This window comes from Streptococcus sp. DTU_2020_1001019_1_SI_AUS_MUR_006, assembly GCF_032340315.1.
Classification (GTDB): Bacteria; Bacillota; Bacilli; order Lactobacillales; family Streptococcaceae; genus Streptococcus.
The window spans coordinates 1,513,445-1,529,759 of the sequence record NZ_CP135436.1 but is presented as its reverse complement, the minus strand read 5'-3'; the positions used below and the strand labels follow the sequence as shown (position 1 = coordinate 1,529,759).

General features: G+C 39.2%; 21 protein-coding genes. 7 read left to right on the top strand and 14 right to left on the bottom strand.

Translation table 11 applies throughout. From position 1 onward, the window contains the following. Window positions 1–296: 296 nt before the first annotated feature. From RRU92_RS07415 to RRU92_RS07350, 14 genes are all read right to left on the bottom strand, one after another. Window positions 297–1,289 carry an alpha-ketoacid dehydrogenase subunit beta gene (locus tag RRU92_RS07415; RefSeq protein WP_049488015.1) on the bottom strand — a complete coding sequence of 331 codons (993 nt, stop codon included), beginning with the start codon at window positions 1,287–1,289 and terminating at the stop codon, window positions 297–299. Window positions 1,290–1,305: 16 nt separating this feature from the next. Then, window positions 1,306–2,274, bottom strand: a complete 969-nt coding sequence (locus RRU92_RS07410; protein ID WP_315639171.1) for a thiamine pyrophosphate-dependent dehydrogenase E1 component subunit alpha — start codon at window positions 2,272–2,274, stop codon at window positions 1,306–1,308. Window positions 2,275–2,453: 179 nt separating this feature from the next. After that, window positions 2,454–3,794 carry an MATE family efflux transporter gene (locus RRU92_RS07405; protein ID WP_315639170.1) on the bottom strand — a complete coding sequence of 447 codons (1,341 nt, stop codon included), beginning with the start codon at window positions 3,792–3,794 and terminating at the stop codon, window positions 2,454–2,456. Between the two features lie 11 nt (window positions 3,795–3,805). Then, window positions 3,806–4,066 carry a hypothetical protein gene (locus tag RRU92_RS07400; RefSeq protein WP_315639169.1) on the bottom strand — a complete coding sequence of 87 codons (261 nt, stop codon included), beginning with the start codon at window positions 4,064–4,066 and terminating at the stop codon, window positions 3,806–3,808. A gap of 10 nt (window positions 4,067–4,076) precedes the next feature. Further along, the gene (locus tag RRU92_RS07395) at window positions 4,077–5,348 is read right to left on the bottom strand and encodes a dihydroorotase (RefSeq protein WP_315639168.1); all 1,272 of its coding nucleotides are present in this window, start codon (window positions 5,346–5,348) and stop codon (window positions 4,077–4,079) included. A gap of 12 nt (window positions 5,349–5,360) precedes the next feature. Continuing rightward, window positions 5,361–5,825, bottom strand: a complete 465-nt coding sequence (locus RRU92_RS07390) for an NUDIX hydrolase (protein ID WP_001135780.1) — start codon at window positions 5,823–5,825, stop codon at window positions 5,361–5,363. 9 nt (window positions 5,826–5,834) lie between these two features. Continuing rightward, entirely contained in the window at window positions 5,835–6,488 is a 654-nt protein-coding gene (locus tag RRU92_RS07385) for a uracil-DNA glycosylase (protein WP_315639167.1), read from the bottom strand. 61 nt (window positions 6,489–6,549) lie between these two features. Then, entirely contained in the window at window positions 6,550–7,242 is a 693-nt protein-coding gene (locus RRU92_RS07380; protein WP_315639166.1) for a YjjG family noncanonical pyrimidine nucleotidase, read from the bottom strand. A 74-nt stretch (window positions 7,243–7,316) separates the two neighbouring features. Continuing rightward, a complete protein-coding gene (locus RRU92_RS07375; RefSeq protein WP_049509216.1) occupies window positions 7,317–7,655 on the bottom strand; it encodes a type II toxin-antitoxin system RelE/ParE family toxin in 339 nt (112 codons plus the stop codon). Further along, a complete protein-coding gene (locus RRU92_RS07370) occupies window positions 7,648–7,941 on the bottom strand; it encodes an antitoxin (RefSeq protein WP_315639165.1) in 294 nt (97 codons plus the stop codon). Before RRU92_RS07370 ends, RRU92_RS07375 begins: the two co-directional genes overlap by 8 nt. Window positions 7,942–8,045: 104 nt before the next feature. Beyond that, complete coding sequence (gene pta, locus RRU92_RS07365; protein WP_315639164.1) at window positions 8,046–9,020, bottom strand: phosphate acetyltransferase; 975 nt, start codon at window positions 9,018–9,020, stop codon at window positions 8,046–8,048. Window positions 9,021–9,035: 15 nt separating this feature from the next. Then, the gene (locus tag RRU92_RS07360) at window positions 9,036–9,935 is read right to left on the bottom strand and encodes an RluA family pseudouridine synthase (protein WP_281335596.1); all 900 of its coding nucleotides are present in this window, start codon (window positions 9,933–9,935) and stop codon (window positions 9,036–9,038) included. Continuing rightward, the gene (locus tag RRU92_RS07355; RefSeq protein ID WP_315640919.1) at window positions 9,932–10,750 is read right to left on the bottom strand and encodes an NAD kinase; all 819 of its coding nucleotides are present in this window, start codon (window positions 10,748–10,750) and stop codon (window positions 9,932–9,934) included. Before RRU92_RS07355 ends, RRU92_RS07360 begins: the two co-directional genes overlap by 4 nt. After that, window positions 10,734–11,405, bottom strand: coding sequence for a GTP pyrophosphokinase family protein (locus tag RRU92_RS07350; RefSeq protein WP_049529686.1), 672 nt, complete (start codon window positions 11,403–11,405; stop codon window positions 10,734–10,736). Before RRU92_RS07350 ends, RRU92_RS07355 begins: the two co-directional genes overlap by 17 nt. A gap of 134 nt (window positions 11,406–11,539) precedes the next feature. On the opposite strand from RRU92_RS07350, the gene RRU92_RS07345 reads away from it, so the two are divergent. The 7 genes from RRU92_RS07345 (at window position 11,540) to RRU92_RS07315 (ending at window position 16,313) form a co-directional block, all read left to right on the top strand. Then, window positions 11,540–12,109 (top strand): CYTH domain-containing protein, encoded by a 570-nt coding sequence (locus tag RRU92_RS07345; RefSeq protein ID WP_315639161.1) that lies wholly within the window; start codon window positions 11,540–11,542, stop codon window positions 12,107–12,109. A 124-nt stretch (window positions 12,110–12,233) separates the two neighbouring features. Beyond that, window positions 12,234–13,178 carry a ribose-phosphate diphosphokinase gene (locus RRU92_RS07340; protein WP_045762947.1) on the top strand — a complete coding sequence of 315 codons (945 nt, stop codon included), beginning with the start codon at window positions 12,234–12,236 and terminating at the stop codon, window positions 13,176–13,178. Between the two features lie 15 nt (window positions 13,179–13,193). Next, entirely contained in the window at window positions 13,194–14,309 is a 1,116-nt protein-coding gene (locus tag RRU92_RS07335; protein ID WP_315639160.1) for a cysteine desulfurase family protein, read from the top strand. 4 nt (window positions 14,310–14,313) lie between these two features. Continuing rightward, window positions 14,314–14,661 (top strand): DUF1831 domain-containing protein, encoded by a 348-nt coding sequence (locus RRU92_RS07330; protein ID WP_045762949.1) that lies wholly within the window; start codon window positions 14,314–14,316, stop codon window positions 14,659–14,661. A gap of 9 nt (window positions 14,662–14,670) precedes the next feature. Further along, window positions 14,671–14,886 carry a DUF4649 family protein gene (locus tag RRU92_RS07325; RefSeq protein ID WP_060955717.1) on the top strand — a complete coding sequence of 72 codons (216 nt, stop codon included), beginning with the start codon at window positions 14,671–14,673 and terminating at the stop codon, window positions 14,884–14,886. An 80-nt stretch (window positions 14,887–14,966) separates the two neighbouring features. Continuing rightward, the gene (locus tag RRU92_RS07320) at window positions 14,967–15,608 is read left to right on the top strand and encodes a redox-sensing transcriptional repressor Rex (RefSeq protein WP_000660647.1); all 642 of its coding nucleotides are present in this window, start codon (window positions 14,967–14,969) and stop codon (window positions 15,606–15,608) included. Window positions 15,609–15,623: 15 nt separating this feature from the next. Continuing rightward, complete coding sequence (locus RRU92_RS07315) at window positions 15,624–16,313, top strand: gamma-glutamyl-gamma-aminobutyrate hydrolase family protein (protein ID WP_315639157.1); 690 nt, start codon at window positions 15,624–15,626, stop codon at window positions 16,311–16,313. The last annotated feature ends 2 nt before the right edge of the window (window positions 16,314–16,315 follow it).

Sequence of the window (16,315 nt, the reverse complement as noted above, 5' to 3'; positions counted from 1 at the left end):
AATCTAAGATATCAAGGACGTAGAGGATAAAGAAAAAATAGGAGATTGACGCTGTGTTCGATGAACACAAGGAAATCTATCTTTTTTTCACAGTCCTCCGTCCGGATTCAATTCTACAAGCAACTTGGATACACACGTATCTCAGGTTGCTACGGTTGCCGCTATCAGGCGGTCAACCTAGTAGATTTACTAATTCGTTCGTCGAATAGAATCGATTCGACTCACTCATGTCGCATTTTATCTATTTCAAAATGAAAGATAAAATCACGAACAGGTTACATAATTTATATTATGTATTATTCTTTGTTGTACGTTTTACGAATGACTTCTTTGATACTTTCAACTGTTGGGATCATTGCATTCTCAAGATTTTGTGCGTAAGGCATTGGCACATCTTCCCCCGCACAACGACGGATAGGTGCATCCAAGTAATCAAATGCTTCTGATTCAGAAATGATAGCTGAAATTTCACCGATATATCCACTTGTTTTGTGGGCGTCATTGACAAGGACGACTTTTCCTGTCTTCTTAACAGAATTAATGATGATTTCTTTATCAAGTGGAACCAAGGTACGTGGGTCTACTACTTCTACTGAAATGCCTTCTTCAGCTAATTCTTCAGCTGCCTGAATAACCCGACGAAGCATTTTCCCGTAGGTTACGACAGTGACATCAGTTCCTTCGCGTTTGATTTCTCCGACACCAAGCGGAATCGTATAGTCCGGATCAACTGGCACTTCCCCTTTTTGGTTGAATTCTGATTTGTACTCAAGAATGATAACGGGGTTGTTATCGCGAATAGAAGACTTGAGAAGTCCCTTCATATCCGCTGGCGTACCAGGAGCAACAACTTTCAAACCAGGAATATGAGTAAACCATGATTCCAAAGATTGGGAGTGTTGGGCTGCAGATCCAACTCCATTCCCAGCAGCACAGCGAATGGTCATCGGCACTTGACCTTTTCCACCAAACATGTAGCGAGTCTTAGCAGCTTGGTTGACAATAGCATCCATGGCAATCACAGAGAAATCCATGAAAGTCATATCAACGATTGGACGAAGTCCGGTCATGGCTGCACCAGCTGCTGCACCTGAAATCGCAGCCTCAGAAATCGGACAGTCACGGACACGTTCTGGACCAAACTCTTCCAGCATCCCTACAGAGGTTCCGAAGTCTCCACCAAAAACTCCGACATCTTCTCCCATCAACAATACATTTTCGTCGCGACGCATTTCCTCAGACATAGCAAGGATAATGGTATCGCGGAAAGACATTAATTTAGTTTCCATAATTCTCTACTCCCCCTTAGTCTGCGTAAATATCTTCGAAAGCTGATTCGAGTGGTGGGAATGGGCTTTCTTCCGCAAATTTTACTGAAGCTTCAACTGCTTCTTTTACTTCTTCTTGGATCTGATCCAATTCTTCTGCGCTCGCAATATCATTCTCGAGCAGATACTTACGAAGGTTTTCAATCGGATCTTTCTTCTTCCACTCTTCGACTTCTTCACGGGTCCGGTATTTACCAGGGTCAGATGAAGAGTGACCAAGCCAACGATAAGTGACACTTTCAATCAAGACAGGTCCTTTTCCAGAGCGGACGTGTTCAACAGCTTTTTGGAAGCCTTCATAGACATCAATAACGTTGTTCCCGTCAGGAATAAACATTCCAGGAATGCCGTATGCAGCACTACGCTCATGAATGTGCTGAATATTGGTCATTTTCTTGATATCAGCAGAGATTCCGTAACCGTTATTGATACAGTAGAAAATTACTGGCAGATTCCAGATCGAAGCCATATTGACCGCTTCGTGGAAGACACCTTCGTTGGTTGCACCATCGCCAAAGAAGCAGACGACAATCTTACCAGTCTTATGCATTTGTTGAGTAAGGGCTGCACCTACGGCAATTCCCATACCACCACCAACGATCCCGTTAGCACCAAGGTTACCGGCATCTAGGTCAGCAATATGCATGGAACCACCTTTCCCTTTACAAGTACCAGTATATTTCCCTAGGATTTCTGCCATCATGCCATTCAAATCGATTCCTTTAGCAATGGCTTGTCCGTGTCCACGGTGGTTTGATGTCAGCAAATCATCGTCGTTTAAAGCCAACATTGCTCCTACGTTAGCCGCTTCTTCCCCAACAGAAAAGTGCGTCATTCCTGGCACTTTCCCTTTTTTTACTAATTGAGCAATTTTTAAGTCCATACGACGAATTTCTTCCATCTTACGGAACATCTCAAGCAAAAGATTTTTATCTAAAGTTGACATAATCTTGCCTTTCTAAGTTTAAATTCTTATAGTTCTATTTTACTTTATAGGTTAATTAGTGTCAAAAAATATGCTTGCAATTTTTCACAATATAAAAAAAGAAAAGTCAGTAAAATCAAGACTTTTCTTTATATAAAATACAAATTTCACAAGCTGTTTTTTCATCATTTTTCAACAAATTATTTGAATTTTTTCATAATAACTTGTAAACGCCACTGATAAAGAATTCCACTAATCACCAGACTAACAATTAAACCAATCCAATAAGAATAGGCACCTAATCCTGTCCAGTAATCTAAGACTATTCCCAGTGGAATAGCTATGCCCCAGTATCCGAGAAGACCAAGGCAAAAAGGAACAATCGTATCCTTGTAACCTCTTAAAATTCCTTGCAAAGGTGCCGCAAAGGTATCAGCTAACTGGAAAAACAAGCTATAGGTCATAAAAGAAGCTGTTAGTTGGATAAATTCTGGATCTTGACCATATAGTCTGGCTACATTTTCACGATAGATGTAAAGAAAACTAAGTGTTAGAACTGCAAACACCATAGCTGTTAAACGACCAATATGGATATACTGTTTTGCATCGTCTAATCGTTTAGCTCCTACCTCATAAGAAATCACAATAGCCATAGCAGTTGAAATACTCATAGGAAAAGCGTACATGAGAGATGAAAAGTTCATGGCAGACTGATGACTAGCTATTATCAATGATGAAAACTTCGCCATAATCAAGCCAACGGCTGAAAAAATAGCAACTTCTGCAAATACAGTTCCACCAATTGGTAGACCAAGATAAATAGCTTCCTTGATTTTTTTGATTTGTAGGGGCATAGGTCTTTGGAGTTGATATTCCTTGAGCTTTTTATGCTTTAACAAGACCAAAAACGAAATCAGCAACAAAGCCCAGTAGGCAAGGGAAGTTCCCAGACCTGCTCCTGCACCTCCTAACTCAGGAAAACCAAAAGCTCCATATATTAGTAAATAGTTAAATCCACTATTTAAAGGAAGTAAAAGAAGCATGAGATACATAGACAATTTTGTCAGTCCTAGCGTATCAAGTAGCGAACGAATAACACTAAAAAGTAAAAGAGGAATAATACCGATTGCTAAGAGCCATAGATAGCGTATGGCAACGCTGGATACAGCCACTTCCAGTCCCATGAATTGTAACACAATTGGTGCTAAAAAGAAAACCAAGCCAAAAAGTACGATAGATAAGGCTAAAGCCAAATAAAGAAATTGATAAAAATCCGAAGAAACCTCTTTCTTTTTTCCTTGTCCCAAATGGTGACCAATAATAGGGACCAAGGCTGAGACAATTCCAGTCAAAAAGGTAAAGAAAGGATTCCATAAACTAGTCGCAATGGAAACACCCGCTAGATCGAGAGTATTATATTGGCCCGTCATCGTGGTATCGACAAAAGATGCGGAATAATTAGCGAATTGATAAATTAAAATAGGAAAGAAAATTTTTAAAAATAAGATGATTTTGCCTTTAATAGTTTCTGTTGAATGCATACCTACTCTTTCTACTCCTTTTCATCCAAGCCAAAAAGCTTTAATCCGTATTTTCTCAAGCTCAAAGGTGGATTACTAGTTTTTGATGTCGTGTGCCAGCAATTACATGAGGCGCAATAATAGCTTCTAATCAAGCCACCATTATCATACTCTACAGCATGATCAGCTTTTTCCTTGGTTTCATACTGAATTTTAGCACGGTTAGCAGCTGGACAATATACTCCATGGCAAGCATTTCGTTTACGATTTCTAAATTTACGAAAATAATTCATCCTCAAGCTCCTAATCCGCTTGATAAACGATTTGGCCCTTACAGATGGTGTATTTGACCTGGCCTTTTAAGGTTTCACCGATAAATGGTGAATTAGATGATTTAGAAGCAAAATGTGATCCTATGATCCGGTCTGCCTTAGCGTCAAAAATGGTAATGTCTGCAGGTCCATTTTCAGACAAATAACCTGCTTCAAAATTATAAAGTTTTGCTGGATTATAGGTCATTTTTTCTAGCAATTGCATTAAACTCAACTCGCCAGCTTCCACCAAATAGGTTAAACCTAGTGACAAAGAAGTTTCCAAGCCTGTCATACCTGATGGCGCTTTGGTAATATCCTCAACATTTTTTTCGTCAGCATGGTGAGGCGCGTGGTCAGTAGCAATGACAGAAATGACTCCAGATTTAAGTCCTTCAATAACTGCACGACGGTCAGACTCCAGACGAAGAGGTGGATTCATCTTAGCGTTACTTCCTTTAGTCAAAAGAAGAGTTTCAGTCTTAGAAAAATGCTGGGGTGCTACTTCTGCAGTTACGTTTGCTCCCATATTTTGAGCGAACTCCACAACCTTAACACTTTCTTCCTTGGATAAGTGCTGGATATGAACATGGGCTTTTGTTGCATAGGCAATCATGACATCACGTGCAATCATTGCATACTCTGCAACCCCTGTAGCGCCACAAATATGGAAGTGTTCTTTAGCAATATTTTCATTAAAACCTAGCGTACCATTCAGACCAGGATCTTCTTCGTGCAGACTGATAAAGGTGTTGAGTTTTTTAGCCTCTTCCATGGCTTCCTTGACAACTTTACTTCTTTCAAGTGGAATTCCGTCATCAGAAAAACCAACAGCTCCAGCTTCTAAAAGCGACTTAAAGTCTGTCAAACCTTGGCCATTAAAGTTCTTGGTAATCGTTGCTACAGTCTTGACATTGATTTTTTCCTTAGCTGCCGACTGAAGGACTTCTTGTAAGGTTTCTACGTCAGAGATCGTTGGATTAGTATTAGCCATCATAACGACAGTTGTAAATCCACCTGCAGCTGCTGCTAGTGCTCCCGTATGAATGTCTTCTTTATGAGTTTGACCAGGTTCACGGAAATGAACATGGATATCCACCAATCCAGGCGCAACTACAAGACCAGTAGCATCTATTACTTGAACTCCCTCAACATCGATTCGAGGAGCGATTTTAACGATTTTTCCATTTTCAACTAAAATATCACTGACTTGATCCAAACCAGACTTAGGATCCATTACACGGCCGTTTTTGATTACTAACATCACTTTACTCCTTTATTCGTAGAAATCCACTTGGGTATCCAATAATTTATCACCATCATAGACAAATTTAGCTGAAAAGAATGGTTTATCTTCTAAAAGCCACTCTACAAAGGTATGGTCCCCTTCCCAGGTCGGCTTACTTAAAACCTCATCGTAAGGAACCCATTCTAAGGTTCCTTCATTACAGTCAATCAACTCACCTTCAAACTCAGTTACCTTAAATACATAGGTGTACCAGTCAAGGTCTGGTGTAAACTCTGGAAAGGTGATTACTCCTTTTAATACTGGTTTTGCTCTTAGACCAGTTTCTTCAAGAATTTCACGAGCAGCACATTCTTGTGGAGTTTCCCCCCGTTCTAACTTTCCACCTACACCGATCCATTTCCCTTCATGGACATCATTAGGCTTTTTATTGCGATGAAGCATGAGTAGCTCTTTCCCGTTGTCAATGTAGCAAATTGTCGCTAACTGAGGCATATTCTCTCCTTATCTAAGCCAATCAATCGGCTCTTGTCCTGTCTCTGTTAAGAATGCATTGGCCTTGGAAAAAGGCTTGGAACCCCAAAATCCTCTGTAAACGGAAAGGGGACTCGGGTGGGCTGATTCGATAATCAAGTGTTGAGGATTTTTAACCAAGGACTTCTTCTTACGTGCATAAGCACCCCAGAGTACAAAAACCACTGGTCTATCTAAATTATTGACGACCTTTATCACAGCATCTGTAAAAGGTTCCCATATCTGACCGGCATGACCATTTGCTTGACCAGCAGGAACCGTCAAGCAAGCATTGAGAAGCAAGACCCCCTGCTCGGCCCAAGAGGTCAAGTCATGAGACGGTTTTACCCCAATATCATCCGCAAGTTCTTTTAAAATATTTTGCAAAGAAGGAGGTGCTGGAATAGAATCTGGAACTGAAAAACTCAAGCCCTGAGCTTGACCAGGCCCATGATAGGGATCTTGGCCTAGAATTACCACTTTAACCTCTTCCAGTGGAGTCGTCAAAAGAGCCTGAAAAACCTTTTCCTTAGGCGGATAAACAGTCCCATGAGCATAAACCTGCTCCATAAAGTGATTGATTTTCCCAAAATAACCTTCAGGTAATTGCTCTTTAATCAAAGCATGCCAAGATGAGTGTTCCATAGCCGCCCCCTTCGTTAATACTGCCTCTATTATAGCAAAAAGTGGCTACCTAAACCACTTTTTACAGTTTATCTAAGCAATCCAGCAAATCTTTGTAAGAATGAACTTCATAAGTTGGCTGAGCTTGTGTCTTATTTTCCAGATGATGAGGATTGTACCAGATGGTATCAATGCCAGCATTATTTCCACCTTGAATATCGGCAGTTAGAGAGTCTCCAATCATCAGCGTCTTTTCTTTGCTAAAACCTTCAATCTGCTGACCGATTTTTTCATAAAAGAGAGCATCCGGTTTTTGTGTTTGCAACTGTTCAGAGATAAAAACTTGATTGAAATAAGGTGCCAGACCCGATTGAGCCAAACGCCTCGTCTGAATGCCAGTAATGCCATTTGTCGCAGCATACAAGACATAATCACGCTCAATGAGGCTGTCCAAGAGTTCGTGAGCACCCGAAAGAATTTGTCCCTGTTGAGCTAAGTAAAATTGGTAACGCTGGGCCAGAAAACTACCGTCTTTCTTCAGTCCAAAGTGAACAAATAAACGAGAAAAGCGCGTGTTAACCAGCTCTTGTTTACTGATTTTCTTTTGCTCCAAGTCCTTCCAGAGAGCCTTGTTCATTGGAACGTAATAGTCTTTATAGGCTTGAATATCCGCAACTCCTTCTTCTTCTAAGAGTTGCGTCAGAGCTATATCCTCAGCAGCATCAAAATCGAGTAAGGTGTGATCGAGGTCGAATAATAGAAATTTGTATTTCAATTTTAAAAACTTCCTTTCTTTGGGGGACAAAGAGTGGGACTAAATGATTCAAAAAAATTTAAAAAATTTTACCTCTACTTATTGAATAACTTAGCCCAATTCTGCTTGGAATTTAAAATTCTGGAGACATAAACCTCATATTTGTCGATATAATAAAAAGCTAAGTAATTTTCAATTGGCATATATCGATAACGTTTTCCGTCATCTGTTAATTCACCATAACCTCGACTTGAAACCAAAGGACATGCTTCTGGAAAGGTTTCTAAAGTTTCTAGTGCCGTTAGAATAAGGTCTAGTTTACTATCGGCAGATTGCTGGCTGTAAAAATTCAGTACAATATAATCATGTATTTCTCTCAAGTCTTTCTTAGCTTGATCCGTAAGAGAAACATGGTAACGCTTATGATTAGTCAAGTCCAAATTCCTTTCTTACATCTGCCAAAGACGTTAGTTTACCTTGCTCAATTTCTTTATGTCCCATCAAGATTTCCTTTTTCAAGTCTTCAAAAGCAACCTGATATTGAGTCTCTTGTAAATCACTAAATACGAACTCTTTAGGATCAACTGCACCTGTCGCAATTTTACGAAGTGCAGCATTAAAAATATCTGATAGGGTTAACTTTTCATCAGCTATGATTTCTTTCGTTTGTTGGTAAAGAGTCGAATCTGCTCTAAAATTAACAGGTTGAGTACTTGCCATGATTAATACCTCTTTGTAAAGATGATTTGTAAATACATTTTATCATCTTTAGATTTGAAATTCAACGAAAAGCTCCTTTAAGAGAAAAGGAGCTATCTTGTATTTTATTGGTGTACAGCTTGGGCTGCTGTGATAAGAGTAAGTTTGAAGACGTCGTCTGAATTACATCCACGTGAAAGGTCATTAACTGGTTTGTTCAAACCTTGCAATACTGGACCAACTGCTGCAAAGCCACCAAGACGTTCTGCCATCTTGTAACCAATATTTCCTGCTTCAATACCTGGGAAGATAAAGACGTTTGCTTGACCAGCAACCTTGCTTCCTGGCGCCTTAAGAGCAGCTGTTTCTGGAACGAAGGCAGCATCAAATTGCAATTCCCCATCAATTTCAAGGTCAGGACGAAGATCATGAGCGATCTTAGTTGCTTCAACAACTTTATCTACGCTTTCACCAAAACCAGAACCTTTAGTTGAATAGCTTAGCATTGCAATTTTTGGTTCGATACCAAACATCTTAGCTGTGATAGCAGAGTTAATTGCGATTTCTGCCAAAGATTCAGCATCAGGATTGATATTGATGGCACAGTCACCAAATAGGTAACGCTCAGTGCCACGAACCATAAGGAAGGCACCTGAAGTACGACTAACATTTGGACGAGTTTTAATGATTTGAAGGGCTGGACGAACAGTTGCCGCAGTAGAGTGAATAGCTCCCGAAACCATTCCATCTACCAAGCCCATGTATACCAACATAACACCAAAATAGTTCACGTCTTTAACCAAGATTTCTCGAGCTTCTTCTTCAGTCATTTTTCCTTTACGACGTTCTACAAGTGATGCTACCATGTCTTCAAATTGAGGATAATGTGCAGGATCGATTACTTCATAACCATCCATGATTCCTTCGATTTCAAGATAGATTTTAATTTTATCAGGATTTCCAAGTAGGACAGGAATAACTTCTGTTTCTTTTACGATGCGTTTTGTTGCTTGAAGAATGCGTGGTTCTTCACCTTCAGGCAAGACAATACGTGCATTTTTACCAACTAGGTTGGCTTTTAAATTTTCAAAAACTTCCATGAGTTTTGACTCCTTTTAAGATAAATTATTATTTGATAACTGAGTTATAAGAGTATTGAAATCATCCGGCAGTGGACTTTCCATCTCCAACTGCTCTTCAAGAAAAGGATGATAAAACGATAAGTAATGGCAATGCAGAGCTTGACGCTCTATGCCATGTTCAAGACTACCACCATAGAGGTCATCACCAAGCAAAGGGAAACCGATATGGGAGAAATGGACACGAATCTGGTGTGTCCTTCCTGTATGCAGTCGAATATCAACTAGATAAATATTGCCATAAGACTCCACTATACGATAGGAAGTATGGGCATACTTACCACCTTTTGCAACTCGTCTAGTAATGATTGAATCTTCGTCACGGGCAATCGGTGCAATAATCTCACCTTGAGGTTCCAGAAAACCATCTCCTTTAACCAGAGCAAAATAGCGCTTTTCAATGGCTTTCTTTTGCAACTGTTTGTCTAGTCTAGCATGAGCATAACCATGTTTCGCAAAAAGCATCAAACCCGAAGTATCTCGATCTAGTCTGGTTACAATGTGAACCTGCTGATTTTCATAGTTCTGTTTCACATAGTAGCCCTTGATAAAGTTAGCTATGGTATTAGAATGATTGACGCTCGGAATTGATGCCACACCAAAGGGTTTGTTTAAAATCAAGAAATGATCATCCTCAAACAGAATATCCAGTGGATAATCAATGGCTTCCAGTGTCTCGAAACCTTCCTCAGGAGGAATGTCGATGACAACCACATCTCCTATATCCAAGAGATAGGTTGCATTTTGTGGATGACCGTTTACGCGAATATCTCCACCTCGAAACTTGATTTTGGCTAGCAAACCTTTAGAGACTTCATGCTTTTTTAAAAAGGTCTTTACCTTAACGTGTTCGTCAGCAATGAACTCAAATCTCATTCATCCACCTCACCAATAAAGGCATCCTTGACACGATTCCAAAAACTAGTATGACTTGGAGTTGCGACAAAGTGGATCTTGTAGTGGTCTATTTGGTATTCTATTCTTTCAATATTACGGTAAGAATAAATGCTATTGTCAACAGAAATCGTATGATAATCATTGCGAGTCGGTATCAATTCAATCTTATCCTTCTTAGGCACAATGATAGACGAACCTAAAGTTCTGTAGACACGATTGTTGAGACTCGCAATTTCTGTTAATTGTAGGGCCTCAATAGTAGGATGCAAAACAGCTCCACCAAGAGATTTATTATAGGCTGTACTCCCGGTTGGCGTCGATACCGTCAGGCCATCTCCTCTAAAACGTTCAAATGGCACTTGGTTAATAATAATATCGGCAACCATAGTCCTATCAGCTCTCCGAATGCTAGCCTCATTCAAAGCTCGGAAAATTTTCACTTCTCCATTTTCCAAAAATATCTTTACATTTAACAGTGGGTAAGACACACGAGCCCCAGTATCCAACTGTAAATTAGTAAGCAATTGGTCCAGTTCAAAATCACGGTAGTCTGTATAGAAACCTAAATGACCAGTGTGAACACCAACAAAGCGAACCTTATCCAGCTGGTCTTCATACTTGTGAAAAGCAGACAAAAGCATCCCATCCCCACCTATGGAAATCACGATATCGGGATGTTTATCATTTAATATAAAGTTATTCTTTTTTAGTCGATCTCTTAATTCATATAAGACTCTTTGACTTTGAGGTTTGCGATTAGCGATTAGATCAATTCGTTTACCTGTATTCCTCATCGGTATCGTCACTATTACCTACCCCGTCATTTAACTTTCTATGCAATGGATCAAAGAGTGCCTGTGCTTCCTGGATATCATCACGAATTTTACTCATTTCTTCATCCAATTGGTGAGAGATTCTTGCTGTGATTTCCAGACGTTTCTTAATTTCTTCTGGAAAATCCCCTTGATATTTATAATTTAGAGAATGCTCGATGGTAGCCCAGAAATTCATAGCCAAGGTACGAATCTGAATCTCCACCAGAATCGTTCTTGCCCCCTTGATCGTATCAACTGTATACTCAATAATCAAATGGTAAGAACGATAGCCTGAAGCCTTTCGATGAGTAATGTAGTCACGTTCTTGTACCACTCTCATGTCTTGCCTCTTACGAAGGATGGCAACAACCTCGCTCACGTCATCTACAAATTGAACCATGACGCGTAAACCTGCAATATCTTGCAAGTCCTGTTCCAACGTATCGTATCCAATCCCTCGACGAGCCATTTTTTCTTTTATACTTTCGATCGGTTTGACTCGACCAGTTACAAACTCAATTGGAGAATGTTTATTTTGTTTGCGGTATTGTTTTCGAATACCTCGGAGTTTTATCTTCAGCTCTCCGACAGCCTGAATGTAAGGATCTAAAAATTCTTCCCATTCTGTAATCATATATCTTTTTCATCCAATTCTCTATACACTTCGATTTATCTAGTTTTTGATTTTCTAGGAAAAATCTTATACAATAAATACAATGCTTATTATACCATACAATCGCTTTCAAAGATAAGGAAAAAGTAAAAAAAATGAAACATTTAGAAATTGAAATGAAAACACTTCTAAACAAGGATGAATATCAAAGATTGCAGGATCACTTTTCAGGAGTCACACCTATTACACAAAAAAATTACTACCTAGACACGCCTGATTTTTACCTTCGCAAACATAAAATCGCTATGCGCATTCGTACTTTTGAAAATAGTGCTGAATTGACCATAAAAATTCCCCAAAAAGTTGGAAATATGGAGTACAATCAAGATCTAAGCCTTGAGGAAGCAAACCATTGTCTTAAAGAATGTAAACTTCCACAAGGAATGATTCTTGACGAATTGACTAGCCGTGGACTTTCAACCAGTGGCTGGGTAGTTTTAGGTTGCCTAACTACTGTTCGCTACGAAAAGCAAACTCCTATCGGCCTCATGGCTCTTGATCAAAGCCAATACTTTGATATTGTTGACTATGAGCTTGAATTAGAAGTGGAAGATGGCAACCAAGGTAGTCTTGATTTCCAAAAATTTTTACAAGCCAATGAAATCCATTACAAAAAAGCTCCTTCAAAATTGGTTCGTTTTATAGAAAATATGAAAAAATACTGAAATAATCTTCTTTTTTTGATAAAATAAAAGGGATGAAAAATAATAGAATCTGTTGTAGAGAGCATTTATCACTGAAAGTGTCTCACTATAGCGATTCACTTAGTTTAAAGAGGACGGTTTATCGATGTCAGATACAAAAAACATGAAACTTTTCGCACTATCTTCCAACCAGGAAATTGCTCAAAGAATCGCAGATGCTGCAGGTGTTCCACTTGGAAAAGTATCTTCACGCCAATTTTCAGATGGTGAAATCCAAGTTAATATTGAGGAAAGTGTTCGTGGATACGATGTTTATATTATCCAATCAACTAGTTATCCAGTAAATAACCACTTGATGGAACTCTTGATTATGGTTGATGCTTGTGTTCGCGCTAGTGCAAATACCATTAACGTTGTACTTCCATACTTCGGCTACGCTCGCCAAGACCGTATCGCTTCTTCACGCGAACCACTTACTGCAAAACTGGTTGCAAATATGCTGGTCAAAGCTGGAGTTAGTCGTGTATTGACTCTTGACCTCCATGCCGTTCAGGTTCAAGGATTCTTTGACATTCCTGTAGATAACCTCTATACTATCCCACTTTTTGCAAAACATTACTGCGATAAAGGTTTAACTGGTTCAGATGTGGTTGTTGTTAGTCCTAAAAACTCTGGTGTAAAACGTGCGCGTAGTCTTGCAGAATATCTTGATGCTCCGATTGCTATCATTGATTATGCACAAGATGATTCTGAACGTAGCCAAGGTTACATTATCGGGGAGGTTGAAGGTAAGAAAGCAATCTTAATCGATGACATTCTGAACACTGGCCGTACCTTCTCTGAAGCTGCTAAAATTTTGGAACGCGATGGTGCTACTGAAATCTACGCGGTTTCAAGTCATGGACTATTCGTTAACGGTGCTGCAGAGTTATTAGATGCAACAAATATTAAGGAAATCTTGGTTACAGATTCTGTTTTGACAGAAAGTAGAAAACCTAAAAACGTGCAATACATCACTGCTAGCGAATTGATTGGTGATGCTATGGTTCGTATTCACGAAAGAAAACCAGTTAGTCCACTATTTAAATAGAAATTAGGTGAGTTTTTGATTTATTTGGATAATGCTGCAACGACTCCGATGTCTTCAGTAGCTATCTCAGCAATGACTCAAGTCATGCAAGAAACTTATGGTAACCCTTCTAGTATTCATAGCCATGGGCGTCAAGCAGGTAAACTATTACGAGAAGCTCGTCAAGAACTAGCAAGTTTACTAGGAACAAAGCCACAACATATCTTCTTTACCACTGGTGGTACTGAAAGCAATAATACTGCTATCATCGGCTACTGCCTTCGCCATCAAAATCGTGGGAAGCACATTATCACTACTGCGATTGAGCACCATGCTGTTCTAGAACCCATCAAATACTTGGTTGAAAATTTCGGTTTTGAAGTGACTATATTACAGCCTGAACATCAAGAAATCACTGCAGACCAAGTCAAAAATGCACTTCGTGAAGATACCATTCTTGTTTCTACTATGTTTGCCAACAATGAAACCGGTACACTATTACCTATTGCTGAAATTGGTGAGGTTCTAAAAAATCATCCAGCCGTCTATCATGTCGATGCAGTTCAGGCAATCGGTAAATTAGAGATACTTCCCGAAGAATTGGGAATTGATTTTCTCAGTGCTTCTGCACACAAATTTTATGGTCCAAAAGGAGTTGGTTTTCTCTATGCTGCATCTACAGATTTTGATTCCTACCTTCATGGTGGTGATCAAGAGCAGAAAAAAAGAGCAGGAACAGAAAATCTTCCTGCCATTGTAGGAATGGTAGCAGCTCTAAAGGATGATCTTGAAAACCAAGCACAAAACTTTGAAAAGGTTCAACAACTGAAAGACACCTTCTTAAAGGAAATGGCTGAGACAGACTATTACCTCAATCAAGGAAAAGACCAGCTACCTTATGTCCTTAATATTGGATTTCCAGGTCAACGAAATGATCTACTACTCCTTCGTCTGGATCTTGAAGGGATTTCTATTTCAACTGGTTCTGCTTGTACTGCAGGTGTCGTTCAGGTTAGTCATGTTCTTCAAGCTTTCTACGGAGAAGACTCTCCTCGCTTACACGAATCCGTTCGCGTCAGCATTTCACCTCAAAATACAGAGCAAGAAATGATCACCCTCGCACAAACTCTAAAAGAAATCATTGGAGGATAACTCAATGGCATTCGAAAAAACTATTAGTCTCAAAAATTGCCGTTACGATTACACACTTAGCCCAACTGTCAAAAAGTTTACTCTAAAAGATAACACTTTTTTTGAAACAAAGGTTGGTAACTATGAACTAACACGCCTTCTTGAGAAGGTTCCAAATAGTGGGGAAGGTTTCCAACTTAAGATTATCATCAACAAAGACTTAACTGGTGCAAAAATCAACATCACTGATAAATTTGGTCTACGTTTGGTTGATATCTTTAAGTCAGAAGAAACTCATATCCACCAAGAGAAATTCTACTTCTTGATGGACAGTCTTGTTGAACGTGGTGTTTTCACTAAAAGTGAAAGATAGAAGGTCCCTATGTTTCGATTAACCTATAAGGATACCTATCAAGTCGATCGCCTTTTAGAATACGAAGATTACGAAGCACTCATGCTGTCACTTTCAGGATGTGTGACTCTTCCAGATACGACCGTCATTACTTCACTTACCTATAAGGGGAAAGAAATATATCAAGGTCTTCTGGGAGATCTCTATCGTTTTCTATTTCACTATGATTTTACAAAGATAAACTAAGATTTTCTTAGTTTTTTCTTGTTTTTGTTGATTTTTTCACAATCTTTCTATAAAATAGTATTTAGAAAGGTTGTGATTTTGTGAAAGAAAAACAGTCTGCTATTCCAAAAGCAACAGCAAAGAGACTTTCTCTTTATTATCGTATCTTTAAAAGATTTCATGCAGAAAAGATTGAAAGAGCCAACTCAAAACAAATTGCCGAGGCCATTGGTATTGATTCTGCTACCGTTAGACGAGATTTTTCCTACTTTGGTGAACTTGGTCGCCGTGGATTTGGCTACGATGTCAAAAAACTAATGACGTTTTTTGCTGATCTTCTAAATGATAATTCTATTACAAATGTTATGTTGGTGGGTATTGGTAATATGGGGCACGCTCTCCTTCACTACCGTTTCCATGAACGAAACAAAATGAAAATTATTATGGCTTTTGATTTGGATGACCATCCTGAAGTTGGGACAAAAACTCCCGATGGAATTCCAATTTATGGAATCTCCCAAATCAAGGATAAAATAAAAAATGCAGATGTAAAAACTGCAATCTTAACTGTTCCGAGTGTCAAATCACAAGAAGTAGCTAATCTCCTTGTCGAAGCAGGTATTAAAGGAATTTTAAGCTTTTCACCCGTTCATCTCCAACTACCAAAAGATGTGGTGGCTCAATATGTGGATTTAACTAGTGAATTGCAAACTCTCCTCTATTTCATGAGAAAAGAGGATTAGAAAGCGAAAGCATTTATGAAAAAACCAGTTATTGGGATTACAGGAAACGAAAAAGCTCATCCTGATGATGAGCTTATGATGAGCTACGCAGCAAAAGGCTTTATTGAAGGCGTTAAAGACGCTGGAGGGATTCCCATCATCCTACCGATTGGTGATCAAGAAATGGCTAGCCACTATATCAGTATGATTGACAAGCTCATCTTGACAGGTGGACAAAATGTCGATCCAAAGTTCTACGGTGAGCCTAAAACAATCGATAGCGATGACTACCACCTTCAAAGAGATATTTTTGAGCTAGCTCTTATAAAAGAAGCCATCAAACAAAAGAAACCTATTTTCTCTGTTTGCCGTGGGACTCAACTCTTTAACGTTGCTATGGGTGGAACTTTGTATCAAGATATCGAAGACCACTGGCAGGATTGTTCTGCCGAGTACACAACACAACGTTTGGTAACAGAACCTGATACTGTTCTTCGAGAAATCTATGGAGAAATCTCCCATATCAACTCCTTCCACCACCAGAGTATCAAGGATTTAGCACCTAACTTAAAGATTGTAGCTCATGACCCTAAGGATGGCATTATTGAAGCTGTTATGAGTACAGATGATGTTTCCTTTCTCGGTGTTCAATGGCATCCGGAATTTCTTTTTGAAAATCGCCCCAAAGATAAAACACTTTTCGACTATGTCGTCAATGAACTCTAAGG

What these genes read in the sequence shown, in the direction of transcription:
- RRU92_RS07415 (WP_049488015.1), bottom strand. Translation starts at nt 1,289, where the DNA reads ATGGAAACTAAATTAATGTCTTTCCGCGATACCATTATCCTTGCTATG.
- RRU92_RS07410 (WP_315639171.1), bottom strand. Translation starts at nt 2,274, where the DNA reads ATGTCAACTTTAGATAAAAATCTTTTGCTTGAGATGTTCCGTAAGATG.
- RRU92_RS07405 (WP_315639170.1), bottom strand. Translation starts at nt 3,794, where the DNA reads ATGCATTCAACAGAAACTATTAAAGGCAAAATCATCTTATTTTTAAAA.
- RRU92_RS07400 (WP_315639169.1), bottom strand. Translation starts at nt 4,066, where the DNA reads ATGAATTATTTTCGTAAATTTAGAAATCGTAAACGAAATGCTTGCCAT.
- RRU92_RS07395 (WP_315639168.1), bottom strand. Translation starts at nt 5,348, where the DNA reads ATGTTAGTAATCAAAAACGGCCGTGTAATGGATCCTAAGTCTGGTTTG.
- RRU92_RS07390 (WP_001135780.1), bottom strand. Translation starts at nt 5,825, where the DNA reads ATGCCTCAGTTAGCGACAATTTGCTACATTGACAACGGGAAAGAGCTA.
- RRU92_RS07385 (WP_315639167.1), bottom strand. Translation starts at nt 6,488, where the DNA reads ATGGAACACTCATCTTGGCATGCTTTGATTAAAGAGCAATTACCTGAA.
- RRU92_RS07370 (WP_315639165.1), bottom strand. Translation starts at nt 7,941, where the DNA reads ATGGCAAGTACTCAACCTGTTAATTTTAGAGCAGATTCGACTCTTTAC.
- pta (WP_315639164.1), bottom strand. Translation starts at nt 9,020, where the DNA reads ATGGAAGTTTTTGAAAATTTAAAAGCCAACCTAGTTGGTAAAAATGCA.
- RRU92_RS07360 (WP_281335596.1), bottom strand. Translation starts at nt 9,935, where the DNA reads ATGAGATTTGAGTTCATTGCTGACGAACACGTTAAGGTAAAGACCTTT.
- RRU92_RS07355 (WP_315640919.1), bottom strand. Translation starts at nt 10,750, where the DNA reads ATGAGGAATACAGGTAAACGAATTGATCTAATCGCTAATCGCAAACCT.
- RRU92_RS07350 (WP_049529686.1), bottom strand. Translation starts at nt 11,405, where the DNA reads ATGATTACAGAATGGGAAGAATTTTTAGATCCTTACATTCAGGCTGTC.
- RRU92_RS07345 (WP_315639161.1), top strand. Translation starts at nt 11,540, where the DNA reads ATGAAACATTTAGAAATTGAAATGAAAACACTTCTAAACAAGGATGAA.
- RRU92_RS07340 (WP_045762947.1), top strand. Translation starts at nt 12,234, where the DNA reads ATGTCAGATACAAAAAACATGAAACTTTTCGCACTATCTTCCAACCAG.
- RRU92_RS07330 (WP_045762949.1), top strand. Translation starts at nt 14,314, where the DNA reads ATGGCATTCGAAAAAACTATTAGTCTCAAAAATTGCCGTTACGATTAC.
- RRU92_RS07325 (WP_060955717.1), top strand. Translation starts at nt 14,671, where the DNA reads ATGTTTCGATTAACCTATAAGGATACCTATCAAGTCGATCGCCTTTTA.
- RRU92_RS07315 (WP_315639157.1), top strand. Translation starts at nt 15,624, where the DNA reads ATGAAAAAACCAGTTATTGGGATTACAGGAAACGAAAAAGCTCATCCT.